Source organism: Streptomyces sp. NPDC047002 (assembly GCF_040704505.1).
Taxonomy (GTDB): domain Bacteria; phylum Actinomycetota; class Actinomycetes; order Streptomycetales; family Streptomycetaceae; genus Streptomyces.
Genome location: NZ_JBEYWC010000021.1, coordinates 71,133 through 96,939, shown reverse-complemented (window position 1 = coordinate 96,939; position 25,807 = coordinate 71,133). Strand labels below are relative to the sequence as shown.

24 protein-coding genes, 2 tRNA genes and 1 pseudogene are annotated in these 25,807 nt (G+C 72.4%); 14 read left to right on the top strand and 13 right to left on the bottom strand.

What is annotated here, in order from left to right; genetic code table 11:
- Window positions 1-156 precede the first annotated feature (156 nt).
- Entirely contained in the window at window positions 157-1,467 is a 1,311-nt protein-coding gene (locus AB0910_RS20315; RefSeq protein ID WP_366745981.1) for a hypothetical protein, read from the top strand.
- Window positions 1,468-1,485: 18 nt separating this feature from the next.
- Here AB0910_RS20315 and AB0910_RS20310 read toward each other — a convergent pair whose 3' ends face one another.
- Together AB0910_RS20310 and AB0910_RS20305 are read right to left on the bottom strand one after the other, a co-directional pair.
- A complete protein-coding gene (locus tag AB0910_RS20310; protein ID WP_366745980.1) occupies window positions 1,486-3,237 on the bottom strand; it encodes a serine/threonine-protein kinase in 1,752 nt (583 codons plus the stop codon).
- Between the two features lie 28 nt (window positions 3,238-3,265).
- A complete protein-coding gene (locus AB0910_RS20305; protein WP_345644331.1) occupies window positions 3,266-3,811 on the bottom strand; it encodes a DNA-binding protein in 546 nt (181 codons plus the stop codon).
- Between the two features lie 144 nt (window positions 3,812-3,955).
- On the opposite strand from AB0910_RS20305, the gene AB0910_RS20300 reads away from it, so the two are divergent.
- A tRNA-Ala gene (locus tag AB0910_RS20300) sits at window positions 3,956-4,028 on the top strand.
- A 79-nt stretch (window positions 4,029-4,107) separates the two neighbouring features.
- Here AB0910_RS20300 and argG read toward each other — a convergent pair.
- Window positions 4,108-5,553: an argininosuccinate synthase gene (gene argG, locus AB0910_RS20295; protein WP_366745979.1), complete on the bottom strand. Its 1,446-nt coding sequence runs from the start codon at window positions 5,551-5,553 to the stop codon at window positions 4,108-4,110.
- A 468-nt stretch (window positions 5,554-6,021) separates the two neighbouring features.
- On the opposite strand from argG, the gene AB0910_RS20290 reads away from it, so the two are divergent.
- On the top strand, window positions 6,022-6,453 hold the full coding sequence (locus AB0910_RS20290; RefSeq protein ID WP_366745978.1) for a DUF6344 domain-containing protein: 432 nt from the start codon (window positions 6,022-6,024) through the stop codon (window positions 6,451-6,453).
- A 160-nt stretch (window positions 6,454-6,613) separates the two neighbouring features.
- Here the strand turns inward: AB0910_RS20290 and AB0910_RS20285 are convergent, their stop codons facing one another.
- On the bottom strand, window positions 6,614-7,294 hold the full coding sequence (locus AB0910_RS20285) for a DUF5324 family protein (protein ID WP_366745977.1): 681 nt from the start codon (window positions 7,292-7,294) through the stop codon (window positions 6,614-6,616).
- A 285-nt stretch (window positions 7,295-7,579) separates the two neighbouring features.
- On the opposite strand from AB0910_RS20285, the gene AB0910_RS20280 reads away from it, so the two are divergent.
- A complete protein-coding gene (locus tag AB0910_RS20280) occupies window positions 7,580-8,107 on the top strand; it encodes a peptidylprolyl isomerase (RefSeq protein WP_366745976.1) in 528 nt (175 codons plus the stop codon).
- Window positions 8,108-8,278: 171 nt separating this feature from the next.
- Window positions 8,279-9,214, top strand: coding sequence for a rhomboid family intramembrane serine protease (locus AB0910_RS20275; protein ID WP_366745975.1), 936 nt, complete (start codon window positions 8,279-8,281; stop codon window positions 9,212-9,214).
- Between the two features lie 312 nt (window positions 9,215-9,526).
- Here AB0910_RS20275 and crgA read toward each other — a convergent pair whose 3' ends face one another.
- Window positions 9,527-9,781: a cell division protein CrgA gene (gene crgA, locus AB0910_RS20270; protein WP_366745974.1), complete on the bottom strand. Its 255-nt coding sequence runs from the start codon at window positions 9,779-9,781 to the stop codon at window positions 9,527-9,529.
- 147 nt (window positions 9,782-9,928) lie between these two features.
- Between crgA and AB0910_RS20265 the strand changes: the two genes are divergently transcribed.
- The 5 genes from AB0910_RS20265 to AB0910_RS20245 all read left to right on the top strand — a co-directional run bounded on the left by AB0910_RS20265 (window position 9,929) and on the right by AB0910_RS20245 (window position 14,225).
- On the top strand, window positions 9,929-10,705 hold the full coding sequence (locus AB0910_RS20265; protein ID WP_366745973.1) for a DUF881 domain-containing protein: 777 nt from the start codon (window positions 9,929-9,931) through the stop codon (window positions 10,703-10,705).
- Between the two features lie 175 nt (window positions 10,706-10,880).
- The gene (locus AB0910_RS20260) at window positions 10,881-11,060 is read left to right on the top strand and encodes a hypothetical protein (protein ID WP_345644309.1); all 180 of its coding nucleotides are present in this window, start codon (window positions 10,881-10,883) and stop codon (window positions 11,058-11,060) included.
- On the top strand, window positions 11,057-11,698 hold the full coding sequence (locus AB0910_RS20255; protein ID WP_366745972.1) for an aminodeoxychorismate/anthranilate synthase component II: 642 nt from the start codon (window positions 11,057-11,059) through the stop codon (window positions 11,696-11,698). Before AB0910_RS20260 ends, AB0910_RS20255 begins: the two co-directional genes overlap by 4 nt.
- A gap of 284 nt (window positions 11,699-11,982) precedes the next feature.
- Complete coding sequence (locus AB0910_RS20250) at window positions 11,983-13,401, top strand: class E sortase (protein WP_366746013.1); 1,419 nt, start codon at window positions 11,983-11,985, stop codon at window positions 13,399-13,401.
- A gap of 71 nt (window positions 13,402-13,472) precedes the next feature.
- Window positions 13,473-14,225 (top strand): class E sortase, encoded by a 753-nt coding sequence (locus AB0910_RS20245; RefSeq protein WP_366745971.1) that lies wholly within the window; start codon window positions 13,473-13,475, stop codon window positions 14,223-14,225.
- 19 nt (window positions 14,226-14,244) lie between these two features.
- On the opposite strand, the gene pknB is transcribed toward AB0910_RS20245, so the two are convergent.
- The 6 genes from pknB to AB0910_RS20215 form a co-directional block, all read right to left on the bottom strand.
- Window positions 14,245-16,242, bottom strand: a complete 1,998-nt coding sequence (pknB, locus tag AB0910_RS20240; protein WP_366745970.1) for a Stk1 family PASTA domain-containing Ser/Thr kinase — start codon at window positions 16,240-16,242, stop codon at window positions 14,245-14,247.
- A gap of 210 nt (window positions 16,243-16,452) precedes the next feature.
- Entirely contained in the window at window positions 16,453-17,913 is a 1,461-nt protein-coding gene (locus AB0910_RS20235) for a penicillin-binding transpeptidase domain-containing protein (RefSeq protein WP_366745969.1), read from the bottom strand.
- Window positions 17,910-19,322 carry an FtsW/RodA/SpoVE family cell cycle protein gene (locus AB0910_RS20230; protein ID WP_366745968.1) on the bottom strand — a complete coding sequence of 471 codons (1,413 nt, stop codon included), beginning with the start codon at window positions 19,320-19,322 and terminating at the stop codon, window positions 17,910-17,912. The genes AB0910_RS20235 and AB0910_RS20230 overlap by 4 nt, the downstream gene beginning before the upstream one ends.
- 28 nt (window positions 19,323-19,350) lie before the next feature.
- Window positions 19,351-20,955, bottom strand: coding sequence for a Stp1/IreP family PP2C-type Ser/Thr phosphatase (locus AB0910_RS20225; protein WP_366745967.1), 1,605 nt, complete (start codon window positions 20,953-20,955; stop codon window positions 19,351-19,353).
- Window positions 20,956-21,097: 142 nt separating this feature from the next.
- Entirely contained in the window at window positions 21,098-21,616 is a 519-nt protein-coding gene (locus AB0910_RS20220; protein WP_345644285.1) for an FHA domain-containing protein, read from the bottom strand.
- Window positions 21,617-21,626: 10 nt separating this feature from the next.
- A complete protein-coding gene (locus AB0910_RS20215; protein WP_366745966.1) occupies window positions 21,627-22,457 on the bottom strand; it encodes a DUF3662 and FHA domain-containing protein in 831 nt (276 codons plus the stop codon).
- A 513-nt stretch (window positions 22,458-22,970) separates the two neighbouring features.
- Here AB0910_RS20215 and AB0910_RS20210 point away from each other — a divergent pair.
- Window positions 22,971-23,057 (top strand) — tRNA-Leu (locus AB0910_RS20210).
- A gap of 188 nt (window positions 23,058-23,245) precedes the next feature.
- On the opposite strand, the gene AB0910_RS20205 is transcribed toward AB0910_RS20210, so the two are convergent.
- Window positions 23,246-23,860 (bottom strand): NAD(P)H-dependent oxidoreductase, encoded by a 615-nt coding sequence (locus AB0910_RS20205; protein WP_366745965.1) that lies wholly within the window; start codon window positions 23,858-23,860, stop codon window positions 23,246-23,248.
- Between the two features lie 161 nt (window positions 23,861-24,021).
- Between AB0910_RS20205 and AB0910_RS20200 the strand changes: the two genes are divergently transcribed.
- The 3 genes from AB0910_RS20200 (at window position 24,022) to AB0910_RS20190 (ending at window position 25,637) form a co-directional block, all read left to right on the top strand.
- Window positions 24,022-24,369 (top strand): helix-turn-helix domain-containing protein, encoded by a 348-nt coding sequence (locus tag AB0910_RS20200; RefSeq protein ID WP_366745964.1) that lies wholly within the window; start codon window positions 24,022-24,024, stop codon window positions 24,367-24,369.
- 92 nt (window positions 24,370-24,461) lie between these two features.
- Entirely contained in the window at window positions 24,462-25,256 is a 795-nt protein-coding gene (locus tag AB0910_RS20195; RefSeq protein WP_366745963.1) for a hypothetical protein, read from the top strand.
- Window positions 25,257-25,295: 39 nt separating this feature from the next.
- Window positions 25,296-25,637: a rhodanese-like domain-containing protein gene (locus AB0910_RS20190; protein WP_366745962.1), complete on the top strand. Its 342-nt coding sequence runs from the start codon at window positions 25,296-25,298 to the stop codon at window positions 25,635-25,637.
- A gap of 33 nt (window positions 25,638-25,670) precedes the next feature.
- Here AB0910_RS20190 and AB0910_RS20185 read toward each other — a convergent pair.
- A pseudogene (locus AB0910_RS20185) lies at window positions 25,671-25,807 on the bottom strand (hypothetical protein); the annotation flags it as partial.

Genomic DNA, 25,807 nt, shown 5'->3' with positions numbered 1-25,807 from the left:
AACGAGCCCCGGCCGCGCGTGGACGCGACCGGGGCTTCGTGCTGTGCCGCGGGCCACCGCGGCCCGGGGGCACGCTGGCAGGGACGGGCGCGCACGGGCAGGATGGGCCGGGTCAAGCGGCCATCGGCGCCGGTTCGAGCGGCAGGGGGACACAGCGTGGCGGGCCGTCAACTCCTCAGGAACGGGGCGCTGTCCGGCGCGTGCGCGCTGCTGTGCGCGCTCGGGACGCCGGGGCAGACGGCCGCGGCCGCCGCGGGGGACGCCGGGTACTCCTTCGACCCCGGCGCGCGGCAGGTGACGGGCGCCGCGACGACCGCGGACGCGCCCGCCCTCGCCGCGGGCGGCACCTACAGGGACCGGCTCGCACCGGGCGCCACCCGCGTGTACCGGGTGGACCTGGACGCGTCGAGCAGCGCGTACGTCTCCGCGGTCGCTGTGCCGGCGGCCGGTGCGAAGGTGGCGTACGGGGACGGGATCGAGGTCGCGCTCGAAGACCGCAACGGCCGCCAATGCAGCGAGAACGACAGCGAGTTCGGGGCGTCGACCGACTTCCCGCGCCCGCTCGCCGCCTATGCCTACCGGACCGTGGGTGGCACCACCACGGCCTGCGCGCAGGCCGGCCCGTACTTCGCCGTGGTGCGGCGCAGCGGCGACGCGGGGTCCGCGCACGGCACCTGGGACCTGGAGCTGCGCAGCCTGTCCGAGCCCGCGCCGGCGAAGCAGGGCCCGACGTCCGCGCCGCAGGACTGGCCGAGCGCCTCCCCCGCGCCGCGGCCGGGCGCCACCGCCGCGGTGGCAGGCGGCACCGGCTTCCACGACGCGGCGCGGCTCGCGCCGGGCGGCGCGTGGACGGCCTCCATCAGGCCGGGCGAGACGCTGTTCTACCGGGTGCCTGTGGACTGGGGGCAGCAGCTGTTCGGCAGCGTGGACCTGGCGAGTTCGGCGGCGCCCACGCCCGGCGGGCTCGGCCTGGTGAACGGCGCGATGGCGGTCTCCCTCTTCAACCCGGCGCTCGGGTTCGTGGAGAGCGCGGACGCCCCGCTGTACGACGGCCGCCAGAAGACGGTGTCGCTCGACCCGCTGCCGCCCGTGGCGTACGAGAACCGCTTCTCGTACCGCTCGGGCGAGCGGGACATGCGCTTCGCGGGCTGGTACTACCTGCGCGTCAGCCTCAACCCGGAGGTCGGCACGGTGTACGGCGAGGGGCCCTACGGGATCACGCTGCGCCTCGACGTCACGGGGAAGCCGGCGCGGGCGCCCGCGTACGCCGGGCCCGCGGGACCCTTCACCGTGGCGGGCGACCACGCGGCGGCGGGCTCGATGGGCGCGGCGTCCGGCGGCGGCCGCTTCGACCCCCGCACCCTGCGGCTGATCGGCTACGCGGGCATCGGCACCGGTACGGTCCTCGTCCTCGCCCTGCTCGCCTGGACGGCCGCGGCGCGCCGCCGTCACGCCGACTCGGCCTGAGCGGTGGCCTGTTGGCCGTCACGCCTGGCCCAGCGCCCAGAACCCCACGGCGAAGCAGAGCAGCGCGAGCAGCAGCACAGGGACGGCGACCTTCGCGGGCGGCCCCGGGCGGCGCGCCGCGGCGTGTGCCCGCCCGGGCGCCCGCACCGCGAGGGGCGCGGCCGCGCTGCGAGTGGGGGTGTACGGGCGGGCGCCACCAGGACCGTACGGCGCGGAACCCGGCTGCACGGCGGGCAGCGGCGCGGGCGGCGGCAGCGGAAAGCTCCCGGTGTCGGAGGCCGCCGCCCCCGGGGCGCCTGGTGCGCCTGGTGCGCTGAGCGCGCTCGATGGCCCTGATGCCCGCGTGGCCCCCGTGGCCCTGGACGGTCCTGATGTGCCCGGGATCCCCGGTACACCCGATGGACCCGATGGACCGGGGGCTCCTGATGACCCTGGTGCGTTCGGGGCGCCCGGTGTGCCCGGTGTGCCTGGCGCCTCCGGTGCCGCGGATGCCGCCGACTGCGCGTACGTCGCGTACGGCACCGACGCAGCTGACGGCGCGCCACCCGCTGACGGCGCGCCACCCGCCGACGGCCCGCCACCCGCCGACGGCCCGGTGCCCGCGGGTGAGGCGGGGGTCGCGGGGGGTGCCGGCGGGTGGGACGCCCAGCGGGCCGCCATCCCGGCGGCCGTCGCGACCCGGGGGTCGCCCGGCGGCGGGGCCGCGGGCGGGAGCGGCGCGTATGTCGGCACCGGCGGGGTGAGCGGCGCCGGCGGCGCGGTGGGGCGCGGCGGCGTGCCCGCCGCGGGCGGCCAGGCGCCGCTCAGGGGCTCCGAGGCGCCGCTGCCGCCGGGACGGCCGGTGCCCGCTGAGCCGTCGGCCCCGGCGCCCGCGCCCGGCAGCGGCCCCCGCAGCGGGCCCCCGGGGCCGAAGCCGTTGGGCAGCGGGCCGATCTGGTCGAAGACCTCGACGGGCTCGGCCGCCGGGTCCTCCGGCGGCAGCAGCTCCACCGCCGCGGCCAGCGCCTTGCGCGCCCCCGTCGCCGTACGGAACCTGTTCCCGGGGTCGGGCTGGAGCAGCCCGGCGAGCACCTGCCACAGGGGTTCCGGCACGCCCTGCGGGGCGCCGGGGGTGCCGTGCTCGGCGAAGTACTCGACGAGCGCCTTGGCGTCGGGCTTGTGGCCTTCGAGCAGGTAGAGCGCGACGAGGCCGGTCGCGAACAGGTCGGCGGGGAAGTCGGGCTCGGCGCCGAGAAGTTGCTCGGGTGCGAAGTAACCCGGCGTCCCCATCACGTAGTTGGTCTCCGTCAGCCGGGGGTCTCCCTTGCGCAGGGAGATGCCGAAGTCGGAGAGGCGCAGGTGCGGGCGGCGCGTGCCGGTCGCTTCGAGGAGCACGTTCGCCGGCTTGATGTCCCGGTGCACGATCCCCTCGGCGTGCACTGCGGCGAGCCCGGCGAGCAGCTGGTCGAGCAGCACGCACACATAGCGCGGCGGCAGCGGCCCGTAGTCGCCGATGAGGTGGGCGAGCGAGCCGCCGGCGACGAGGTCCATCGTGAAGAGGACCTTGTCGTCGTCGGCGGCCCACGAGGCGGGGGCGAGGACGTGGGGGTGGTCGATCCGCACGGCCTGCTCGCGCACGAACCTCAGCAGGGTGTGCGCGTCGCTCTGCTGGAGGACCTTCGCCGCCACGTAGCGGCGGCGCCTGTGGTCCCACGCCCGCCAGACGGCGCCGATGCCGCCCCGCCCGATCGGGTCGGCCAGCTCGTACCGGCCCGCGAACACCTCACCCATGCCGCTCGTCCCCCTCGGCCGGTCGGCCTCAGCTCTGGTGTGCCTCGTAGTGGGCGACCGCGTCGGCGGTGCGCCCCGCGCCGTACACGCGCAGGAACTCGGCCAGCTCGGGCTGGGACGGCGCGAGCGCGTTCGCGGCGTCGATGATGTCGCCCGCGGCGGCCACCGACCGCAGCAGCGACTGGATCTCCCGCACGACCCTGCGCACCGTGGGGGCGCCCGCCGTGTTGGTCGACTGGCTCGTCGTCAGCACGGAGCCGCCCTGCGACCGCTTGATCTCCTCCATGCGCGCGGTCGCCTCGGCCGCGCTCACGCTGCCGTCGGCGACCTGCCCCGACAGGTCCTGGAGCGACTGGACGCGCTGCACGACGGCGGGATTTCCGATCTTCGCCCGCTGCCCGCTCATCAGCTGTGAGAGCATCGGTGCGGAGAGGCCGAGCACGTTCGCGAGCCTGGCCTGGTTCAGCCCGAGGTCGTCGATGAGCCGGCGAAAGAGCGCCCCCAGCGGCTCCCCGTACCAGCTTCTCTGGAGTTCTCTGGCACGGGCTGTCGTGTCCTGCTGTGTGGCGTCCATCGCGTCTCCCCATCGCTTCCCCAAGCGGCGGCCCCAGCTTCACTGCTGCGAACCTTGTGGGGCATCCTACGGAGGGTGCTGGGCCGCGGGGAGCCCCAAGCTTTGCGGGATGCCCCTCCCGACCCGGTACGCTGTTCCCGGCACGGGGCCTTAGCTCAGTTGGTAGAGCGCTGTCTTTGCATGGCAGATGTCAGGGGTTCGACTCCCCTAGGCTCCACTCGCACACGAGAGAGGCCGCCGGAACCGCAGACGCGGTTCCGGCGGCCTCTCTCGTGTGAGTGCCCGTGGTCGCGGGGTCAGTCCGTGCCCGCCTCCATCGCCGCGCGGTCCAGCAGCTCCTCGTCGCCCGGCTCGTCGTCGCGGGAGGCGATGGCCTCGGCGCCGCCCTCGGACAGGGCGCCGATCAGCCCGGTCGCCGCGGCCTGCGCGGCCCCGATGGCCGGGTTCGCGGTGCCGATCAGGCCGAGGCCCGCGTACTGCTCCAGCTTGGCGCGGGAGTCGGCGATGTCGAGGTTGCGCATGGTGAGCTGGCCGATGCGGTCCACGGGGCCGAAGGCGGCGTCCTCGGTGCGCTCCATCGACAGCTTGTCCGGGTGGTAGCTGAAGGCGGGGCCCGAGGTGTCGAGGATCGAGTAGTCCTCGCCGCGGCGCAGCCTGAGGGTGACCTCGCCGGTGACGGCCGAGCCGACCCAGCGCTGGAGCGACTCCCGGATCATCAGCGCCTGCGGGTCGAGCCAGCGGCCCTCGTACATGAGGCGGCCGAGGCGCCGGCCCTCGGTGTGGTACTGGGCGAGGGTGTCCTCGTTGTGGATCGCGTTGACCAGGCGCTCGTAGGCCGCGTGCAGCAGGGCCATGCCGGGTGCCTCGTAGATGCCGCGGCTCTTGGCCTCGATGACGCGGTTCTCGATCTGGTCCGACATGCCGAGGCCGTGCCGGCCGCCGATGGCGTTCGCCTCCATCACGAGGTCGACCGCCGAGGCGAACTGCTTGCCGTTGACCGTCACCGGCCTGCCCTGGTCGAAGCCGATCGTCACGTCCTCCGCGGGGATCTCGACCTCGGGGTCCCAGAACCGGACGCCCATGATCGGGTCGACCGTCTCCGCGCCGGTGTTCAGGTGCTCCAGGGTCTTCGCCTCATGGGTCGCGCCCCAGATGTTGGCGTCGGTCGAGTACGCCTTCTCCGCGCTGTCGCGGTAGGGGAGGCCGTGGGCCGTCAGCCACTCCGACATCTCCTTGCGGCCGCCGAGCTCGGTGACGAAGTCCGCGTCGAGCCACGGCTTGTAGATCCGCAGCCGGGGGTTGGCGAGCAGGCCGTAGCGGTAGAAGCGCTCGATGTCGTTGCCCTTGAAGGTCGACCCGTCGCCCCAGATCTGCACGTTGTCCTTGAGCATCGCCTGGACGAGGAGCGTCCCGGTGACCGCGCGCCCCAGCGGCGTGGTGTTGAAGTAGGCGCGGCCGCCCGAGCGGATGTGGAAGGCCCCGCAGGCCAGGGCGGCGAGCCCCTCCTCGACGAGGGCGGCCCGGCAGTCGACGAGGCGGGCGACCTCGGCGCCGTAGGCCTTCGCACGGTCGGGCACCGAGGCGATGTCGGGCTCGTCGTACTGGCCGATGTCGGCGGTGTACGTACAGGGGACGGCGCCCTTGTCACGCATCCACGCGACCGCGACAGAGGTGTCGAGACCGCCGGAGAAGGCAATGCCGACGCGCTCGCCGACAGGCAGGGAGGAGAGGACCTTGGACATAGCAAGAGTATGCATCCTCTTGCATGGCCATGCAATCCCCGAGGTGAGACGGCCTGGGGCGCCGTTCCGCGCGGGGCTCGGGGGTGTCGAGGGGTCACAGGGGGGAGGGACCTCGCGGCGCGGCGCGGACGTCTGCGACGGGGCGCGCTCGGGTTGCGGACCTGTGGCGCGCGTGCCGGAGGGGGTGCGGGAGTCGGAGAGTTCCGCAACTCGCCTCATGTGCAGGGGTGTTGAGCACGATCGGGGCGCGCGCGAGGCGGTCGGCGCGGTCGCCGGCGGATCGGCGGTTTTCTGCTTTTCGCATGTGAGGATCGGCTGAACGGGTGGTGTTCATCCGAAGAACTGCGCGCACGACGGCGTATCTCCACCGGAATCGGCTGCGGATCCTCATCATGATGAACGTACTCAAACCGCGCAAATCCGGATAAGCCGATTGTGCGGCCGCCTCTCACCCGAAAGCGAGGAGTCATGGCCGTCGTCAAGGTCAGGAACCTCTGGACCGCGTTCATCACCGCGTTCTTCGCCGTACTCGCCACCCTCGGCCTCACCGCCCCCGCGAACGCCGCGCGCTCCGTCGCGCAGCCGGCCGACCAGCCCGCAGGCCGCGGCGCCGAGACCGTCGCCCCCGCGCCCGCCGCGCCGGTCCCCGTGCCCGCGCCACGCGCCGGCACCAGCGGCACGGCCGCCGCTTCGACCGGCGCAGCCGCCGCACGGAACCGAGCCCCCGAACCCGCCGCGGCCGAAGCCGCGCCCCGCGAACGCGCCCTGCCGCCCACGATCAAGCAGCGCATCACCGCAGAGGCCCACGGCTCGTCCCCCTCGGTCCGCCGCATCCCGGCCGAGCAGCCCCTCGACAGCGGCATCGCAGGGCTCGGCGACGTCGCGCTCGCGGCAGCATGAGGCGCCGGGTCCCGTACGGGAGTCCCGGCGCCCCACTGAACACCGTGTGCCGGACAAGACGTCGTGGAACAGGCCGTTCCACGGCCGAAGGCGCGGAGCACCCGAAGGTGCAGGCGCCGACGAGCAGCCACCGCGGGGCAGGGCCCCGCGGGACGGGACGTCAGGAAGACCGCTTGCCGCGGGTCTCCTGCTCCGTGTCCCTGGTGGCGCCGCTGTCCTTCGCGGCCTCCGCCTCGGACGATCCGTCCACCGACGTCAGGTTCGGCCGGTCCGTTCCCTCGGCGGGAGCCGGCGGTTCGACCAGCCAGTCGGGGTTGGCCTGCTTGTCCCACCACTTCCACGCGGCGAAGGCGCCGCCCGCGACCACGCCGAGGATCGCGAGACCCTTGAAGGCGCGGCCCGCCCTCGCCCGACGGCGCTGCTTCGCCGCCAGCTTCTGGATCTCGCGCAGCGTGACCTGTCCGCGCAGCGCGGCGAACGCGGCGGCGGAACGCGCCGCGGCCTCCTCCGCCATCGGGCCTGCGGCCGCCCTGGCCTGCTCGACCCGGGGAGCCGTGTACTCGGCGGCCTGCCGAGCTGCGGTCCTGGTGCGCTTGGCGGCCTTCTGCGCCGCGAGATCGACCTTCGGCGGCACGTGCGGCGCGACGAGCGAGTCGTACTGGACGCGCGCCTGCTGAGCTGCCTTCGACACGGTCGGCGCGAGCCGCACCCGTGCCTCGTGTGCGTACTGCGCGGCCTGGTCCCTGGCCGTTCCGGCGTACGGAGCCACCGCTTCCGCGGCGTGCTGCACGCTCTCCTTCGCTGAATCGGTAGCGGCGCGCACGCTGTCCATGCGGGTCACAGGATCATCCTCCTCGGTGGCGTGTGAAATGTCGCCTGTCCACCCTTTTTTGCTTTTTCGAAATCATGCCTGGCGCACCCCCTGTCGGCATGCGTTACAGGCATCCGTGTCACAGATCCGTCCTCCTGGCGGCCCCTCGGCCACTCCGAAGGCCCCGTAGCTCCCCGTTACCCCCGACGCGGCGCCGAATGCGCCCCGGGGTGCTCTCGCATGCCCGCGCGCCCATCGGCGGCGGCGTCCGTGCGAGGATCGGGTAAGTCAGAGCAGACTTACGGAAGGCACATCGTGGCCGAGCAGCTGTACGCCACCCTGAAGACCAACCACGGCGACATCGAGATCCGGCTCTTTCCGGACCAGGCGCCGAAGACGGTCAAGAACTTCGTCGACCTCGCCACGGGCGGGCGCGAGTGGGTGCACCCCGCGACGGGTGAGAAGACGACCGCGCCCCTCTACAACGGGACCATCTTCCACCGTGTGATCAGCGGCTTCATGATCCAGGGCGGCGACCCGCTGGGCAACGGCACCGGCGGCCCCGGCTACGAGTTCGCCGACGAGTTCCACCCCGACCTGTCGTTCGACCGCCCCTACCTGCTGGCGATGGCGAACGCGGGCCCCGGCACCAACGGCTCGCAGTTCTTCATCACCGCGGTCCCCACGGGGCACCTCAACCGCCGCCACACCATCTTCGGCGAGGTCAGCACCGAGTCCGGCAAGCAGGTAGTCGACTCGATCATCGGTTCGCAGACCAACCCGCGCACCGACCGCCCCCTCCAGGACGTCGTGATCGAGTCGGTCTCGGTCGAGACGCGCTGATCCGGGCGGGAACCTTCCGACCCCGCCCGTCCGTGTAGCTGGTGTACCGTCCGCGCGGCGGACGGAGCCCGGCGCGCGACGGGCGGGGGGCGGGCCCGCTTCCCCCGGGAGCGGCCGGGCCAGGGGCGGCGGCACAGCCGCCGTCGTCACCGACGTGTAGAGGACCGTGGGATGGACCAGGCGGAGGCGGCCCCGGGCCTGCCCGGCTGCTATCGGCACCAGGGGCGCGGCACGGGCGTGCGGTGCACGCGCTGCGAGCGCCCGATCTGCCCCGAGTGCATGGTGAGCGCCTCGGTCGGCTTCCAGTGCCCCGACTGCGTGCGGGGCACGGGCCCCGCCGTGTCCGCGGGTTCCCACCGGGCCGCAGCCGCGGCGCCCGCCGCGGCGCCGGGGGGCGCGCCCTGGGCCGCCCGCTCGCCCTCGGCCCCGGGCCGGGGCGGCGACAGCAGGCCCCGCACGATCGCGGGCGCCCCGGTACGCCAGGGCCAGAACCAGCGGCTCGTCACGCAGATCCTCATCGGCATCAACATCGCGGTGTACCTCGCGGTGCAGATGCGCGGCCAGACCGCGGGCGACCTCCTGCTGTTCGGGTACGGCGTCGCCGACGGCCAGCCGTACCGCCTGTTCACGTCGGTCTTCGACCACCAGGAGATCTTCCACATCGGCTTCAACATGCTGAGCCTGTGGTGGATCGGCGCGCCCCTGGAGGCGGCGCTCGGCCGGCTGCGCTACACCGCGCTCTACCTGGTCTCGGGGCTCGCGGGCAGCGCGCTCACCTATCTGATCGCCAGCCCCGACCAGGCGTCGCTCGGCGCATCCGGTGCGATCTTCGGACTGTTCGCCGCGACGGCCGTGCTGGTGCGCAGGCTGCGCTACGACATGCGGCCGGTGATCGCGCTCCTCGCGATCAACCTCTTCATCACGTTCTTCTGGTCGGGCATCGCCTGGCAGGCGCACATCGGCGGGCTCGTCGCGGGCGCCGTGCTCGCGGTCGGCCTGGTGCACGCGCCGCGCGCGCACCGCGACCTGGTGCAGGCGGCGACCTTCGCCGGGGTGCTGGCGGCGACGGTCGTGGTGATCCTGGTCAGGACGGCGATGCTGACCTGAGGCCGCCCGCCCGGCGGCCGCCGCGCGGACCCCGGTCGTGCCCGGGTTTTCCACAGTGCGTGGCGGATCTTGTGCATGTCGTGTGCGCGACAGGGGCCCAGCGGCCGTCGCGCGCGCCTGACCTGCGGGAACGGCCGCCCAGAGGTGAGGCGAACCGGGCCCGTGCGGTGGGGTGAGCGACGGCTGCGGTCATACCGGCGTCAACCTGCCGTGAAGTTATCCACAGATCTTCAGACCTTTTCCCCTGCTGTGGAAACGACTGTGGATAACTCTCCCGACCGCCTGGGGGTTACGCCCCCGGACGGGATTTCCTCATTTCCACTGCGTGGAGAAGCCGAACCCCGCCGCGATGAACCCGAACCCGACCGCGATGTTCCAGCTGCCCAGCGCCTCGACCGGGAGGTCCCCGCCCGTCACGTAGTAGAGGACGATCCAGGCGAGCCCGACCAGGAACATCGCCAGCATGACCGGGGCCACCCAGTTCCGGTTGGACAGCCTGATGTCCGTGGCCTTGGCGGTGGGCGGCGGCGTGAAATCCGCCTTCTTGCGGATGCGGGACTTCGGCACGAGGAACTCTCCTGTCGATGTGCTGCGTGACCGCGCAGGGGACTGAACGGCCGGCGAACCGGGAGGCCGGAGGCCGGGGGACGGGCGACCCGGCCGGGCGCTCCGTTAGCGTAGTGCTTCCGTGGCTCCGGAGGAGATAAGGGTACGTTGAGCAATTCAGCACCAGGCGCCCGAGCCCCGGACGAGCCCGCGGGACGCCGCGGAGTCCGGCCCGTCCGGCTGCTCACGCTCGCCGTGTTCGGCCTCGCCGGCCTCCTCTTCGTGACGAGCTTCAACACCGCCAAGGGCACGGACATCCGCACCGACACGTCCCTGCTGAAGCTCTCCGACCTGATTCAGGAGCGCAGCGCCAAGAACGCGGAGCTCGACCGCGACGACGCCGCGGTGCGCCGGGACGTCGACGCGCTCGCCGGGCGCGACGACGGCTCGACCGCGGCCGAGGACGCGCACCTGCGGGGGCTCGAGGACCGGGCGGGCACCAGGACGCTGACCGGCGACGCCGTCACCGTCACCCTGGACGACGCCCCGCCCGACGCCACCGCCGCGCCCGGCTACCCCGAGCCACAGCCCAACGACCTCGTCATCCACCAGCAGGACCTCCAGGCCGTGGTCAACGCGCTGTGGAACGGCGGCGCCCGCGGCATCCGCGTGATGGACCAGCGGCTGATCGCCACGAGTGCCGTGCGCTGCGTCGGCAACACGCTGATCCTCCAGGGCCGCGTCTACTCGCCCCCGTACCGGATCACCGCGGTCGGCGACCCGGCGAAGCTGCACAAGGCGCTCGACGCGGCACCCTCGATCCAGAACTACCTGCTGTACGTACAGGCGTACGGGCTCGGGTGGCGTGTGCACGACGATGGCGGGACCACGCTGCCCGGCTACGCAGGCACGACGGACCTCCACTATGCGCAGCCTGTGAAATGACTGAGCGCGGCGCCCGAACACCGCTGCGACGACTGTGACGAAGCACAACCGGCAAACCCCCGGGCAGGTCAGGAATGCGCCGCCCGCGGGCCGCCGCCGCCGTTTAGTCTGGTGCGAGCGGAACGCGGGCGGTGCGCCCGGGGCGGCAGGGACCGAAGGGGCGGCGAGCGCGGGCATGTACGGGTGGTTCTGGCGGCATCTGCCGGGCAACACGTGGGTGCGTGCGGCCCTTTCGATCGTTCTCGTACTCCTGGTCGTGTATCTGCTGTTCCAGTACGTCTTCCCGTGGGCGGAGCCGCTGTTGCCCTTCAACGACGTCACCGTCGACGGCGGATCCGGAGGTGCCGCGGGATGAGCGCGCGCGTTCTCGTCGTCGACAACTACGACAGCTTCGTCTTCAACCTCGTGCAGTACCTGTACCAGCTCGGCGCCGAGTGCGAGGTGGTGCGCAACGACGAGGTGACGACCGCACACGCGCAGGACGGCTTCGACGGCGTCCTGCTCTCGCCGGGTCCCGGCACGCCCGAACAGGCGGGCGTCTGCGTCGACATGGTCCGCCACTGCGCGGCGACCGGCGTGCCCGTCTTCGGCGTCTGCCTCGGCATGCAGGCGATGGCCGTCGCGTACGGCGGGGTCGTCGGCCGCGCCCCCGAGCTGCTGCACGGCAAGACCTCGCCGGTGGAGCACGGCGGGCAGGGCGTCTTCGCCGGGCTGCCCTCGCCGTTCACGGCGACGCGCTACCACTCGCTGGCCGCCGAGCCCGCGACCGTGCCGCAGGAGCTCGAGGTCACCGCCCGCACGGCCGACGGCATCGTGATGGGTTTGCGCCACCGTGAACTGCCCGTCGAAGGCGTCCAGTTCCACCCCGAGTCGGTTCTCACCGAACACGGCCACCTGATGCTCGCCAACTGGCTGGCGCGGTGCGGCGACCCGGACGCGGTGGCCAGGTCCTCCGGCCTCGCGCCGGTGGTGGGGAAGGCAGCCGTCGCGTGACCGCACTCCGCCCCGAGCAGGACGGCGACCTCGGCGGCGCCCCCGACGAGCCGCGGACGGCCCGTGAATCCGGCGCCGCCGGGTTCGAGGCGGTCGTCAGCGGCCTCGCCGACCCGCTGACCGACCCGATTCCCGGCGCCCCGCCGCGCCCCGCGGCGCCGCAGCCCGAGCGCGCGGCGCCCGCGGCCGAGCCCATACCGCAGGAGCCCCCGGGCAGCCTGCCGCCCGAGCGCCCCTCGGGCCGGCACGCGCGCCCGCCGGCCGCTTCGCCGCCCCCGCCGCCCGTGGAGCGCCCGCCCGCGGCAGGGCCCGCGCAGGACGGGCCGCCGCCCCGTGCGGTACGCGACCCCCGCACGCCCGCGCGGCCGCCCGAGGCCGGGCCCGGGGCGACGCGGCCCGTACCGGCGCCGCAGCCGCAGGCGCCCCGCCAGGCGCCCCGCCAGGCGCCCCGCCAGGCGCCCCACGAGGCCCCGGCGCCGCACCGGCCTCCGGTGTCCGCAGAGGCGGCCACCGAGTACCTGCCGAAGGTGCCGCCCACGCCGCCCGCAGGGGACGCCCCGACGACGTTCCTGCCGAAGACGCCCCCGGCTCCCCGGCCTTCGGGTGCGGCCCCGGCGCCGCCCGCGGGCGACACGCCCACGACGTTCCTGCCGAAGACGGCGGGCCCTGCCCCCGTGCCGCCGGTCGCGGACACCCCGACGACGTTCCTCCCGAAGACACCGCCGCCCGCTCCTGTGCCGCCCGCGGGCGACGCCCCGACGACGTATCTGCCGAAGGCGCCCACGGCGCCGTCCGCGCCCGGGGGGCCCGTGGTGGACCAGGAGACCGTCGCCCTGCGCTCAGCGGACGTCCGCAGGGCCGTGGGGGGCGAGGAGCCGCCGCCCGCGGGCGGCAGGGCCGAGCGCCGCAAGGCGGCCAAGGCCGGTGCGCGCGGCCGCAGACGGCCGCAGGCGCCCGCGCCCGCCGCGCCGACCGGGCGCCCCCTGACGCGGATCGAGGCCAGGCAGGCCGCCCGCGCGCTCAAGGACAGCCCCGGCGTGGTGATCAGCCGCGCCGTGGGCGAGCTGTTCATCACCTTCGGCGTGCTGATGCTGCTGTTCGTGACGTACCAGCTGTGGTGGACCAACGTCCGCGCGGACAACTTCGCCGACAACGAGGCGAGCAAGATCCAGAGCACCTGGAAGTCCCACAAGGGCCCGGCAGCCGGGGCGTTCGAGCCGGGCCAGGGCTTCGCGATCATCCACATCCCCAAGCTGGACGTGGTCGCGCCGATCGCGCAGGGCGTCAGCAAGGAGAAGGTCCTCGACCACGGCGAGGTCGGCCACTACGCCGAGGGGCCGCTCAAGACGGCGATGCCCGAGGACAAGACGGGCAACTTCGCGCTCGCGGGCCACCGCAACACCCACGGCGAGCCGTTCCGCTACATCAACCAGCTGGTGCCCGGCGACAAGGTCGTCGTCGAGACGCAGGACGAGTACTACACGTACGAGATGACGCGCACGCTGCCGCAGACCTCGCCCTCCAACGTGGGGGTCATCTCCCCGATCCCGCAGGGCTCGGGCTTCACCCAGCCGGGCCGCTACATCACGCTGACCACGTGCACGCCCGAGTTCACCAGCACCTACCGGCTCATCGTCTGGGGCAAGATGGTCAGCGAGCAGCCTCGCAGCCAGGGGCTGCCCGCGGCTCTCCAGCACCACTGACGGCGGGGCGCGGGCGCCGGGGCGACACGGACCGGCCGACAAACCGACCAGGGGAAACGGGGCGAGCAGGGGTGGCATCCACGACCGGGCACGACGGCAGAGCACAGCGGCGGCCCGACCGCCCGCCGCGGGCGCGGCGCGGCCCGGTCGCAGGGGCCTTCTCCGTCGTCGGCGAACTGCTCATCACCGCGGGCCTGTTGCTCGGCCTGTTCGTCGTCTACTCGCTGTGGTGGACCAACGTCACGGCCGACAAGGAGGCGGGCCGCCAGGCCGACCAGGTGCGCAGGCACTGGGCCGCGGCCCCGCCCGCAGGAACGGACGGCAAGGCGCCGTCGTTCGACACGAAGGACGGCATCGGCTTCCTGCACGTCCCCTCGATGAAGAACGGCGAGGTGCTGATCAAGAAGGGCACCGGCGTCGGCGTGCTCAACCAGGGCGTCGCGGGCTACTACACGTCCCCCGTCAAGTCCGCGCTCCCCTGGGACACGACGGGAAACGTCACGCTGGCCGCGCACCGCGACGGCCACGGCGCCAAGTTCCACAACATCCACAAGGTCAAGGTCGGCGACCCGGTCGTGGTCGAGACCCGGGACACCTGGTACGTCTACAAGGTCTACAAGATCCTGCCGTCGACGTCGAAGTACAACGTCAACACGATCCAGCAGATCCCCAGGGAGTCCGGGAAGACCACGGCGGGCCGCTATCTGACGCTGACCACCTGCACGCCGGTCTACACCTCGGACTACCGCTACATCGTCTGGTCGCAGCTGGTGCGCACGCAGAAGGTCGACGAGGACCGCACCCCGCCGCGCGAGCTGCGCTGACGCGGGGTGCGGCCGGGCGTCAGTGGTTCCCGCCGAAGAACCCGCCGGGCAGCCCGCCGTTCTGGTTGTTCCCGTCGCCGCCCGACGGCGGCCCCACCGTGGTCAGGGTGACATTGCTCCCCTGGTCGACCATGGTGCCCGCGCCCGGGTCGATGCTCGCGACGTAGGAGTTGTTCGGGTCGTTCGGCGAACCGTCGGCGACCACCGGGTTCAGCCCGGCGCCCTTGATCGCGTTCTGCGCGTCCCCCAGCTTCGTGCCGGGGTTGATCGTCGGGACGGCGACCTGCTGCTTCTGCGGGCCCTTGGAGACCTGGAGCTTCACATGGCTGTGCGCGGGCGCCTTCTCGTTGCCCTGCGGGCTCTGCGAGACCACCGTGCCGGCGTCCTCGTCGGAGTCGACCTGCTGGGTGTCGACCACGAAGCCGATCGACTCCAGCTGGCTCTTGGCGTCCGCCACCTGCTTGCCGGTGACGGGTGGCACCACGACCTGCGCGGTCTTCGCGACCTTGAGCGTGATCGTCGCCCCCTTCGCGGCCTTGGAGCCGCCCGCCGGGTCCTGCGAGACGACCGTGCCCTCGTCCTGGTCGGACTCGACCGTCCGCACGTCGACCTTGAAGCCCTTGGACTCCAGGTCCTGGGTGGCCGAGTCCTGGTCGGAACCCTTCTCGTCCGGCACCTCGACCTTCGCGGCGCCCGCGGAGACGACGACGCTGATCGTGCCGCCCACGTCCATCGTGCCCTTGGCGGGGGACTGGCTGCAGATGGAGCCCTTGGGCTGGTCGCAGTTGTCGGTGCCGGACTGGGTGAGCTTGACGTCCGCGTTCTGCGCGGACTTCCGCGCCTCGGGCAGCGTCTGCCCGACCAGCGAGGGAACGGTGATCCGGTCGGAGCCCGAGTCGCCGGTGAAGATGTACTTCCCGATGAGGATCGCGCCGACCAGCACGCAGATCGCCGCGATCACGATGAGGATCGTGCCGGTGTTGGACTTCTTCTGCCGGCGCCGCCCGCCGGAGCGGTCGTCGTAGCCGCCGTAGCCCCCGTCGTCCGGGTTCATCGGCGGGAGCATCGACGTCTGGCCGCCCTGGTCCTGCGAGCGCAGCGCCGTGGTGGGCTGGTCCTGCGGGCCGTAGCCGCCGCCGTATCCGACGGCGCCGAGCGCCGCGGCGGCGGCGACGGGTTGGCCGTCGAGGCACGCCTCGATGTCGGCGCGCATCTCGTCGGCCGACTGGTAGCGGTAGTCCGGGTCCTTCATCAGCGCCTTGAGGACGATCGCGTCCATGTCGGGCGTGATCTCCGGGTCGAAGACGCTCGGCGGCTGCGGTTCCTCCCGCACGTGCTGGTAGGCGACGGCCACGGGCGAGTCGCCGACGAACGGGGGCCGCACCGTGAGCAGCTCGTACAGCAGGCAGCCGGTGGAGTAGAGGTCGGAGCGCGCGTCGACGGTCTCGCCCTTGGCCTGCTCGGGGGAGAGGTACTGCGCGGTACCGATCACGGCCGCCGTCTGTGTCATGGTCATGCCCGCGTCGCCCATGGCGCGCGCGATGCCGAAGTCCATGACCTTGACCTGGCCGGTGCGCGTGAGCATGACGTTCGCCGGCTTGATGTCGCGGTGCACGATGCCGCTGCGGTGCGAGTACTCCAGCGCCTGGAGGATGCCGATCGTCATTTCGAGTGTGCGCTCGGGCAGCAGCTTGCGGCCGGAGTGCAGCAGCTCGCGCAGGGTGGAGCCGTCGACGTACTCCATGACGATGTACGGGATGGAGACGCCCTCGACATAGTCCTCGCCCGTGTCGTAGACGGCGACGATCGCCGGGTGGTTGAGCGACGCTGCGGACTGGGCCTCCCGGCGGAACCGGGCCTGGAAGGACGGGTCGCGCGCGAGGTCCGCGCGGAGCGTCTTCACGGCGACGGTCCGGCCGAGCCTGGTGTCATGCGCGAGGTAGACCTCGGCCATGCCACCACGGCCGAGCACCGAGCCCAGCTCGTACCGGCCGCCGAGGCGACGCGGCTCATCCATGTCTGTTCCGGCCCTCTCCGTCAGTACCGACCGCACCGGTGTGTGGTCCGGCGGTGTGCTGTCCGCGGCAAGGCTACCGGGCCCGCCGCACCGGATTCGCCGGAGCGTCTGACCTGATACAGGACCGGTACGCTGGCCGCGGGGCCTCTCCGTATCCGGGCTGCGGGCCCCGGCTTTGACTCCGGCGCGCAGGGGCCGGGGCCGCGGGACTCACTTGCCACTGTCGATCACGGCCTTCATCATGTCCCGCGCGATCGGGCCTGCGAGGCCGCCGCCCGAGATGTCGTCGCGGTTCGCGTCGCCGTCCTCGACGACCACGGCGACCGCCACGGGCGAGCTGTTGCCGACCTTCGCGTACGAGACGAACCAGGCGTACGGCAGGCCGCTGTTGTTCTCGCCGTGCTGGGCCGTACCGGTCTTGCCGCCGACGGTCGCGCCGCTGATCTTGGCCTTGCCTCCGGTCCCCTGCGGGTCGTTGACCACGGACTCCATCATCGACTGGAGCTTCTGCGCGTTCTCGGGGCTGAGCGGCTGGCTCATCTGCTCGGGCTGCGTCTTGTCGATCACGTCCAGGTTGGGCGCGCGCAGCTCGTCCACCATGTACGGCTTCATCAGCTTGCCGTCGTTGGCGATCGCCGAGGCGACCATGGCCATCTGGAGCGGGGTGGCGCGGGTGTCGAACTGGCCGATGGAGGACAGCGCGGTCTGCGACTGGTTGATGTCGGTCGGGAACTCCGACGCGGCCGAGCGCACCGGCACGAACTGCTCGGTGTTGAAGCCGAACTTCTTCGCCTCGTCCAGCATCTTGTCCTTGCCGACCTCGACGCCGAGGTGGCCGAAGACGCTGTTGCAGGAGACCGTGAGCGCGAGCCGGAGCGTCGCGTTCTTGCAGGGCAGGTTGCCCTCGTTGGCCAGCGGGGTGGTGGTGCCCGGCATGATGTAGGGCAGCGGCGAGTCGGTCTTCGCGTCGGGGTCGGTGACCTCGCCGTTCTGGAGTGCGGCGGCCGCGGTGACCAGCTTGAACGTCGAGCCGGGCGGATAGGTCTGGCGCAGCGCCCGGTTGAGCATGGGCTGGTTCTTGTCGCTGGTCAGCTGCTTCCAGCTCGTGCCGTCGGTGCGGCCCGCGATCGACGAGGGGTCGTAGCTCGGCGTGGAGGCGAGGGCGAGGATCTTCCCCGTCGTGGGGTCGATCGCGACGGCCGCGCCCTTCTTGCCCTTGAGCCCGTCGTACGCGGCCTTCTGGGCGTCGGCGTTGAGCGTCGTGACGACGTCGCCTCCGGTCTGCGTCTTGCCGGTGAACATCGAGACCGTGCGGTCGAAGAACAGCCGAGGGTCGTTCCCGCTGAGGACGCCGTCCTCGACGCCCTCCAGCATCGTGGAACCGTACGCCTGCGACCCGTACCCGGTGACCGGCGCCCACAGGGAGCCGTCCTTCCAGGTCTGCTTGTACTTGTAGTACGGGTCGTCGGTCTTGACGGCGCCGGTGATCGGCTTGCCGTCGACGATGATGTTGCCCGGCGGGTGGCTGTAGCGCTCGATCGTCGGGCGCTGGTTGTACTTGTTGGTGTTGAGCGCGTCCGCCTTGACGTAGCCCAGCCAGTTCTCGCGGACCAGCAGGGCGAGGACGAGGAGGCCGCAGAAGATCGCGATGCGGCGCAGCGGCTTGTTCACGGTCGGACCACCTGGGTCATCTCGGCGTCGGGTGAGGGTGCGGGGGCCGGGGCCGGACGGCGAGCGGTGTCGCTGATCCTGATCAGGATGCCGATGAGGGCCCAGTTGGCGATGACGGAGGAGCCGCCCGCCGCGAGGAACGGCATCGTCATGCCCGTCAGCGGGATGAGGCCCATCACGCCGCCGGCCACCACGAAGACCTGGATCGCGAAGCCGCTGGTGAGGCCGATCGCGAGCAGCTTGCCGAACGGGTCGCGTGCCGCGAGGGCGGTCCGCACGCCGCGCTCGACGATCAGCCCGTACACGAGCAGGATCGCCATCGTGCCGGCCAGGCCGAGCTCCTCGCCCACGGTGGAGAGGATGAAGTCCGCGTTGGCCGCGAAGCCGATCAGGTCGGAGTTGCCCTGGCCGAGCCCCGTGCCGAGGGTGCCGCCCGAGCCGAAGGACATCAGGGCGTCGCCGATCTGCTGGCAGGCACCGGTCGACTTGTAGCAGTCGAACGGGTTGAGCCAGGCCGTGACCCGGGACTTGACGTGCGGCTCGAAGGAGGCGACGCCGACCGAGGCGATCGCCGACATCAGCAGGCCGAAGACGATCCAGCTGGTGCGCTCCGTCGCCACGTACAGCATGACCACGAAGAGGCCGAAGAACAGCAGCGAGGTGCCGAGGTCGGTCTCGAAGACCAGGATCAGGATGGACAGCGCCCAGATCACCAGGATCGGGCCGAGGTCGCGGCCGCGCGGCAGGTAGAGCCCGAGGAAGCGGCGGCTCGCGAGGGCCAGGGCGTCGCGCTTGACCATGAGGTAGCCCGCGAAGAACACCGCGATGATGATCTTCGCGAACTCGCCGGGCTGGAGCGAGCCGAGGCCCGGGATGCGGATCCAGATGCGGGCGCCGAACTGCGCGGGGAAGAAGACGGGCGAGATGAGCAGGATCAGCGCCACGACCATCGACACGTACGTGTACCGCTGGAGGACGCGGTGGTCCTTGAGGAACAGCAGGACCACCACGAAGATCGCGACGCCGATCGCCGAGTAGAGCATCTGCTTGGGCGCGGACGGCGTGAACGACCCGTAGGCGAGCTTGGCCAGGCTGATCAGGCGCGGCGACTGGTCGAGGCGCCAGATGAAGACGAGCCCGATGCCGTTGAGCAGCGTGGCGAGCGGCAGCAGCAGCGGGTCCGCGTAGCGGGCGAACTTCCGCACCACGAGGTGGGCGACGCCCGCGAGCGCGGCGAGCCCGAGCGCGTAGCCGAGGACGCCCGAAGGGACCTTGCCGTCGAGGGCGAGGCCGACGTTGAGGTACGCGAACACGGCGACGGCGACGGCGAAGACGAGCAGGAGCAGCTCGGTGTTGCGCCTGCTGGGCGCGTCGATCGCGCCGATGGTGGTGGTGTTGGAGATGCTCATGGTGGTGGAGAGGCCCCCTGTGCCCCCGTTACTGCTGCTCGCAGTTGGAGACCAGCTTCTGCTCCTCCTCCGAGAGGGTGGGGCCCGGAGACGGAGGGTGCGGCTGGTTGACGGTGGAGTGCGCGGCGGTCTGCTCGCCCACGGTTCCGGCGGTGCCTCCCCCGGCACCCGCCGTGCCCGCGGTGCCGGCGGCGCCCGTGCTCGGCGAGGCGCCGGCGGACGGCGCGCCGGACGTGCCGGGCGTGGGCGACTTGCTCGCCTGCTGCTCCGAGCTGCGCTCGGCCCGCTTGCGCTCCTCGTTCTTCTTGCATGCGGAGGCCTGGGTGCCCAACTCCTTGATCTTGCCCTGAGCGGTGCCGAGGCTGCCTTCCGTGATGGTGTCCTCGACCTGCTTGCGCTGGTAGTCGGGGAGGTACTTCAGTTCGATCTCGGGGTGGTCGGTCTGCACCTTGGAGAGCGAGACCCACGCCAGGTCCTGGCTGATGCCCCGGTAGAGCGCCACGTGCTGCTTGTTGGAGCCCACGAAGTACTGGGTCTGGGTCCAGCGGTAGCCCCCGTAGACGCCGCCCGCGACCACGGCGACCACGAGCACGGTGTAGAGGGACGCCTTGAGCCAGGTGCGCTTCCTGCGCGGGGCGCCGTCCGACCTGTGGCCCTTGCGGTAGCCGTGCGGTCCCTCGGGGCCGTCCGCGCCGTCCTCCGACGGCATGCCGCCGTATCCCGCTTCGCCGCTGCCCGGTGGGCCGAAGGCGCCGCCGGGGGACTGCTGGGGCACCGGCCTGCCGAGGCCCGCCGCCCGGCCCGCCGGGGTCTGCATGACGGTCGGGTCGTGGCCGAGCTGCTGGTTCTCCGCGACGGCGCCGACCACGACGGGGGTGTCGCTGAGCCGGCCCGCGAGGGTGTCGCCCGTGTCCTGATCGATGACGTCGGCGACGATGCAGGTGATGTTGTCGGGGCCACCGCCGCGCAGCGCCAGCTCGATCAGGTGCTGGACGGTCTCCTGGGGGCCCTGGTAGTCGGCGAGCGCCTCCTCGATCGTCTGGTGCGAGACGACCGCGGAGAGGCCGTCCGAGCAGATCAAGTACCGGTCGCCCGCGCGTACTTCGCGGATCGAGAGGTCGGGCTCCACATGGTCGCCGCTGCCCAGTGCGCGCATCAGCAGCGAGCGCTGCGGGTGCGTGGTGGCCTCCTCCTCGGTGATCCGGCCCTCGTCCACGAGCCGTTGGACCCAGGTGTGGTCCTGGGTGATCTGGGTGAGGACGCCGTCGCGCAGCAGGTACGCGCGGGAGTCGCCGACGTGGACGAGGCCGAGCCTGCGGCCCGTCCACAGCAGCGCGGTGAGCGTCGTGCCCATGCCTTCGAGCTGCGGGTCCTCCTCGACCATCAGGCGCAGCTGCTCGTTGGCCCGCTGGACCGCCGCGCCGAGGGAGGTGAGGACGTCGGAGCCCGGCACGTCGTCGTCGAGCTGGACGAGCGTGGAGATGACCTCGGAGGACGCGACCTCGCCCGCCGCCTGCCCGCCCATGCCGTCGGCGATGGCCAGCAGCCGGGGGCCCGCGTAGCCCGAGTCCTCGTTGCCCTCGCGGATCATGCCCTTGTGCGATCCGGCGGCGAAGCGCAGCGTGAGTGTCATGCGCACGCCTCCGGTCGGGCCGCCCGCTGAATCCGGCACCAGCCGGTCTGGAGCCACAGTGCCCACCCTCCGGTCGGGAGCGCGCACCGGTCCGCTGGCGGGACCGCGGCGGCTCGCTCGCTCCGCTCGATCATTGTCGTGACTACTTCCGCAGCTCGATGACGGTCTTGCCGATGCGGATCGGTGCACCCAGGGGGACCGGGGTCGGAGTGGTCAGCCGGGTCCGGTCGAGATACGTGCCGTTCGTGGACCCGAGGTCCTCGACGATCCACTGGCCGTCGCGGTCCGGGTAGATCCTGGCATGCCTGCTGGACGCGTAGTCGTCGTCCAGCACGATCGTGGAGTCGTGCGCGCGGCCCAGCGTGATCGTCTGGCCCTGGAGGGCGACCGTGGTGCCCGTGAGGGTGCCCTCGGAGACCACGAGCTTCGTCGGGGCGCCCCGGCGCTGCCGGCCCGCCCCCTGCTGCTGCCGCTGGTGCGGCGGTCCGGCGCTCTGCCGGTTCTGCTGCGGCCTCGTGTCGCCGCCGCCGCGGCGCGCGCCGCGCTGCGTGACGCGCGTACCGAACAGGTCGCTGCGGATGACCTGGACGGCCACGATGACGAACAGCCACAGAACGGCCAGGAAACCCAGCCGCATGACCGTCAGGGTCAGCTCTGACATTGCCCCCGCTTCACCCTTCGGCTTGCCGGTAAACGATGGTGGTACTGCCCACGACGATCCGCGAGCCGTCGCGGAGCGTAGCGCGGGTGGTGTGCTGCCCGTCCACCACGATGCCGTTGGTGGAGCCGAGATCCTGGATCGTCGAGGGCGTTCCGGTCCTGATCTCGCAGTGCCTGCGGGACACGCCTGGGTCGTCGATGCGCACGTCGGCGTCGGTGCTGCGGCCGAGGACCAGGGTGGAGCGGGAGATCTGGTGCCGGGTGCCGTTGATCTCGATCCAGTGCCGGGTCCTCGCGGGGGACACCGCACTCGGGGCGGGGCCCGGAGCCCCGCCGTAGCCCCCGCGGCCTCCGCCGGGCGGCGGGGTGTCGGGCATGGGCGGCACGGCGCGCGGCGGGTAGCCGTACCCCTCCTGCTGCCGGTAGCCCTGGTGCTGCGGCGGTTGCTGGGGCGGTTGCTGTGACGTACTCGACGCGAGGGTGCGGCTGCGGACCCGGTACAGGCCGGTGTCGAGGTCGTCCGCCTTCTCCAGGTGGACCTTGATGGCGCCCATGAAGGTGTAGCGCTGCTGCTTGGCGTAGTCCCTGACCAGGCCCGCCAGTTCGTCGCCGAGCTGGCCCGAGTAGGGGCTCAGGCGCTCGTGGTCCGGCGTGCTGAGCTCGACGATGAAGTCGTTGGGCACGACGGTCCGCTCGCGGTTCCAGATCGTCGCGTTGTTGTCGCACTCGCGCTGGAGGGCGCCGGCGATCTCGACGGGCTGGACCTCGGACTTGAACACCTTCGCGAAGGTGCCGTTGACCAGACCCTCAAGGCGCTGCTCGAACTTCTTCAGGACTCCCATGAGGCACCTCCTCCGTAGTCGTTGCCGTGGTCGTACTGGCTCTGGTGCCGGGTCGTGCGCCGGCGTCCCCGGCCGGGTCCGCCCCGGCGGGCCGCCGCCGCGCCGCCGCGCGGGCCGGACCGGGCGTCGTCGCCGCGCGGAACGTACCGCTCGCACTGCCTCTCGTACTGCTTACTGATCGTATCCACGCGTCGGGAAATCGGCTGGTTCCCCTTGTCTGCCCGGTCGATGGGTGTCGCCTCTCACACGGATCGTAGAGGTGGCCCTCTGACAGTGTCCCGCACTCGGCGCCCTCCCTTGAGGAGCGGGTACCGACCCTGTCCTTTCCCTGTACGGACGCTGTCGCGCCGGGCCGTACAAGGCCGTCCCGGCGGCCCGGCCAGGCGCCGGGCGGGCCGCCCCTTCCCCTGGCGGGCGGGGCGGAAACGGATGTGAACCCACCCTGTTCAGCGTGCTAATCTTCAGATGTCGCCAGGGAGACGCAGCAGCGGACACCACGGGGACACACCCAATGCGCGGGTGGCGGAATAGGCAGACGCGCTGGATTCAGGTTCCAGTGCCCGAAAGGGCGTGGGGGTTCAACTCCCCCCTCGCGCACCACAGAAGAAGGGCCCCTGCTCAGCAGGGGCCCTTCTTGCGTGTACGGGCTTGCGTGTACGGGCTGCCGCAGGTGTGGCCTTCTTCATAGGCCGGCCCGGACCCGTGCGCGGGAACGCGGCGGGGCGCCCCGGTGGGGGGCTGCCCGCCGCGTTCCGCCGGCAGGGCGATCCGCGAGCGCCGAGCGCGGGTCAGGCGGCCAGGCGGGCAGCCAGTTCCTTCGCCTTGGCCGCGGCCTGCTCGTGGGCCTGGGTGCGGGACTGCTCGGCGAGCGGGCGCAGCGCCGCCATCTCCTCCTTGACCGGGGCCAGGGTCAGCTCGGGGACGATGAACTGGATGTCCGTGGCGCCGAACATGCCCTCGAGGAGCTTGCGCAGGTAGGTCTGCACGAACTCGAAGTCCTCGCGGGGGGTGCCGGGGGCGTACGAGCCGCCGCGGCTGGCCACGATGGTGAAGGGCTTCTTGCCGACGGCGGAGTCGGGGGTGGCGTTGTGACCCGCGATGATCGCGTGGTCGAGCCACGCCTTCAGGGTCGAGGGGATCGAGAAGTTGTACATCGGGGCGCCGATGAGGATGGCGTCCGCGGCCTCGAGTTCGGCGGCGAGCTCCGCGCGCAGGGCGTGGTCGGGGCCCGCGGCAGCGGCGGCGGCGTCGAGGTGCGGGAGCGGCTGGGCGGCCAGGTCGCGGTAGACCACGGTGCCGGCCGGGTGCTGCTCCTTCCAGGCCTCGACGAACTTCGCGGTGACCTCGCGCGAGGCGGAACCCTCGGGGAAGAGGGAGGAGTCGATGTGCAGCAGCGTGGCCATGGGCGTTCTCCAAAGGATCAGGACACGGGGTGTGGAAGCGAAGGGGACCCTTGGGAACTCATTGGAGACCCTTGGGTTCTCTTCGCACCTATGGATAACACAGCCACTTACTTTTTTTCACCCCCGTCGGAAAGAGCAGTGCGGCCAGTAGTCTGTGAGGCATGGCGCAGCACAGCGAAGACGTGTGCAAACAGGTGGACGTGGGGATCACCCGTGTCTTCGGGCTGCTCGGAAAGCGCTGGACGGGCCCGATCATCTCCGTCCTGATGTCCCGCCCCGTGCACTTCTCCGAGCTCAGGAGGGCGATCCCGGGGATCAGCGAGCGGATGCTCTCCGACCGGCTGAGCGAGCTCGGCTCCGAGGGGCTGGTCGTGCGCGAGGTGGACGAGGGGCCTCCGCTGCGGGTCGCCTACCGGCTCACGGAGAGCGGCGCGGCGATGGAGCCCGCGCTCAACGAGCTGCTGAGGTGGGCGGAATCACACATGGGCGTGAAGAAGGGCAGCTGCTAGACGCCGTCCGTGCCGGGGCGGGCGCGGGCCGGCGGGTGCCGCAGGGACGCGCGGCCGTACGGGCGGCGGTGCGCGGCCACTACGCTGGGCGGGTGACGCAGGACGTACCACGTGAATCCCAGAGCGCGCGGCTCGAACGGGCCGTGCGGGCTGCCGAGCAGGCGCTGATCGAGTTCGAGATCGCCCTGGAGACGTTCCGGATCGAAGTGGAGAACTTCTCCCGGCTGCACCACCAGAAGCTCGGTCCCATGTACACGCGCCTCGACGAGCTGGACGCCCTGATCGCCGAGGCGAGGGCGCGCAGCAGCGGCGACCCCGAGGACCTGCGCAAGGCCAGGGAGGCGCGCGGCATGGTGCAGCCGATGCCGGGCGTGGACGAGCTGTTCCACGACTGGCTCGACAGCGACGGGCTCTCCCCCGAGGCCGCGGCGATGCTCACCGAGCAGCCCGTGCGGCCGCCGCGCCGCGTCAGGCCCAGCGACGAGGCCCGCAAGCTCTACCGCGAGCTGGCGCGCAAGGCCCACCCGGACCTGGCGCAGGAGGACGGCGAGCGGGCGCGGCGCGAGGAGTTCATCGCGCGCGTCAACGGCGCCTACGGGCGCGGCGACGAGGCCTTGCTGCGGGAGCTGGCCGCCGAGTGGGAGGCGGGGCCCCGGCCCGAGCCCGCGCCGCTGACCGAGAGCGAGGAGCTCTACGCCCGCCTCGAATGGCTCTCCCAGCGCAAGGAGCTGCTGACGCTCCTCGCCAAGGACCTGGAGGAGTCGGCGATCGGCGCCATGCTCCGGATGGCGCCCGACGACCCCGACCGGCTGCTCGACGAGATCGCCGAGCAGCTGCTCGCGCAGGTCTCCGAGCGCGAGGCCGAACTCGCACGGCTGGTGCAGTAGGTTCGAAGGACTGGCCCGAACCGGAAGAGAGCATCCCCCATGAGCTTCGCCGCACTTCCCTCAGTCGACGTGTCCGCGCTGCCCGCCGACGCCCTTCTCGTGGACGTCCGGGAGGACGACGAGTGGGCTGCAGGACACGCGGAGGGCGCCCTGCACGTGCCGATGAGCGGCTTCGTCGCCCGCTTCGGCGAGGTGTCGGAGGCGGCCGACGGCCGCACCGCCTATGTCGTGTGCAAGGCGGGCGGCAGGTCGGCGCAGGTCACGCAGTACCTCGTGCAGCAGGGCGTGGACGCGGTCAACGTCGACGGCGGCATGCTGGCCTGGGAGGGCGCGGGCCGTCCCCTGGTCGCCGAGAGCGGCGCGGCCCCGGTCGTCCTCTGAGGGACCCGCGGACCCGCAGGCCGCCCCGCGGGCCTACAGGCCGACTCGGCCCCGCAGGCCGACTCGGGCGTGCGGGCCGACTCGGGCGTGCGGGCCGACTCGGGCGTGCGGGCCGACTCGGGCGTGCGGGCCGACTCGGGCGTGCGGGCCGACTCGGGCGTGCGGGCCGT

Bases quoted from the DNA above. Each gene is read 5' to 3' on its own strand.
- pknB (WP_366745970.1), bottom strand. From the start codon at position 16,242: ATGGATGAGCCGCGTCGCCTCGGCGGCCGGTACGAGCTGGGCTCGGTG.
- AB0910_RS20200 (WP_366745964.1), top strand. From the start codon at position 24,022: ATGGCGCAGCACAGCGAAGACGTGTGCAAACAGGTGGACGTGGGGATC.
- AB0910_RS20205 (WP_366745965.1), bottom strand. From the start codon at position 23,860: ATGGCCACGCTGCTGCACATCGACTCCTCCCTCTTCCCCGAGGGTTCC.
- AB0910_RS20225 (WP_366745967.1), bottom strand. From the start codon at position 20,955: ATGACACTCACGCTGCGCTTCGCCGCCGGATCGCACAAGGGCATGATC.
- AB0910_RS20290 (WP_366745978.1), top strand. From the start codon at position 6,022: ATGGCCGTCGTCAAGGTCAGGAACCTCTGGACCGCGTTCATCACCGCG.
- AB0910_RS20215 (WP_366745966.1), bottom strand. From the start codon at position 22,457: ATGGGAGTCCTGAAGAAGTTCGAGCAGCGCCTTGAGGGTCTGGTCAAC.
- AB0910_RS20230 (WP_366745968.1), bottom strand. From the start codon at position 19,322: ATGAGCATCTCCAACACCACCACCATCGGCGCGATCGACGCGCCCAGC.
- AB0910_RS20255 (WP_366745972.1), top strand. From the start codon at position 11,057: ATGAGCGCGCGCGTTCTCGTCGTCGACAACTACGACAGCTTCGTCTTC.
- AB0910_RS20275 (WP_366745975.1), top strand. From the start codon at position 8,279: ATGGACCAGGCGGAGGCGGCCCCGGGCCTGCCCGGCTGCTATCGGCAC.
- argG (WP_366745979.1), bottom strand. From the start codon at position 5,553: ATGTCCAAGGTCCTCTCCTCCCTGCCTGTCGGCGAGCGCGTCGGCATT.
- AB0910_RS20260 (WP_345644309.1), top strand. From the start codon at position 10,881: ATGTACGGGTGGTTCTGGCGGCATCTGCCGGGCAACACGTGGGTGCGT.
- AB0910_RS20305 (WP_345644331.1), bottom strand. From the start codon at position 3,811: ATGGACGCCACACAGCAGGACACGACAGCCCGTGCCAGAGAACTCCAG.
- AB0910_RS20190 (WP_366745962.1), top strand. From the start codon at position 25,296: ATGAGCTTCGCCGCACTTCCCTCAGTCGACGTGTCCGCGCTGCCCGCC.
- AB0910_RS20220 (WP_345644285.1), bottom strand. From the start codon at position 21,616: ATGTCAGAGCTGACCCTGACGGTCATGCGGCTGGGTTTCCTGGCCGTT.
- AB0910_RS20310 (WP_366745980.1), bottom strand. From the start codon at position 3,237: ATGGGTGAGGTGTTCGCGGGCCGGTACGAGCTGGCCGACCCGATCGGG.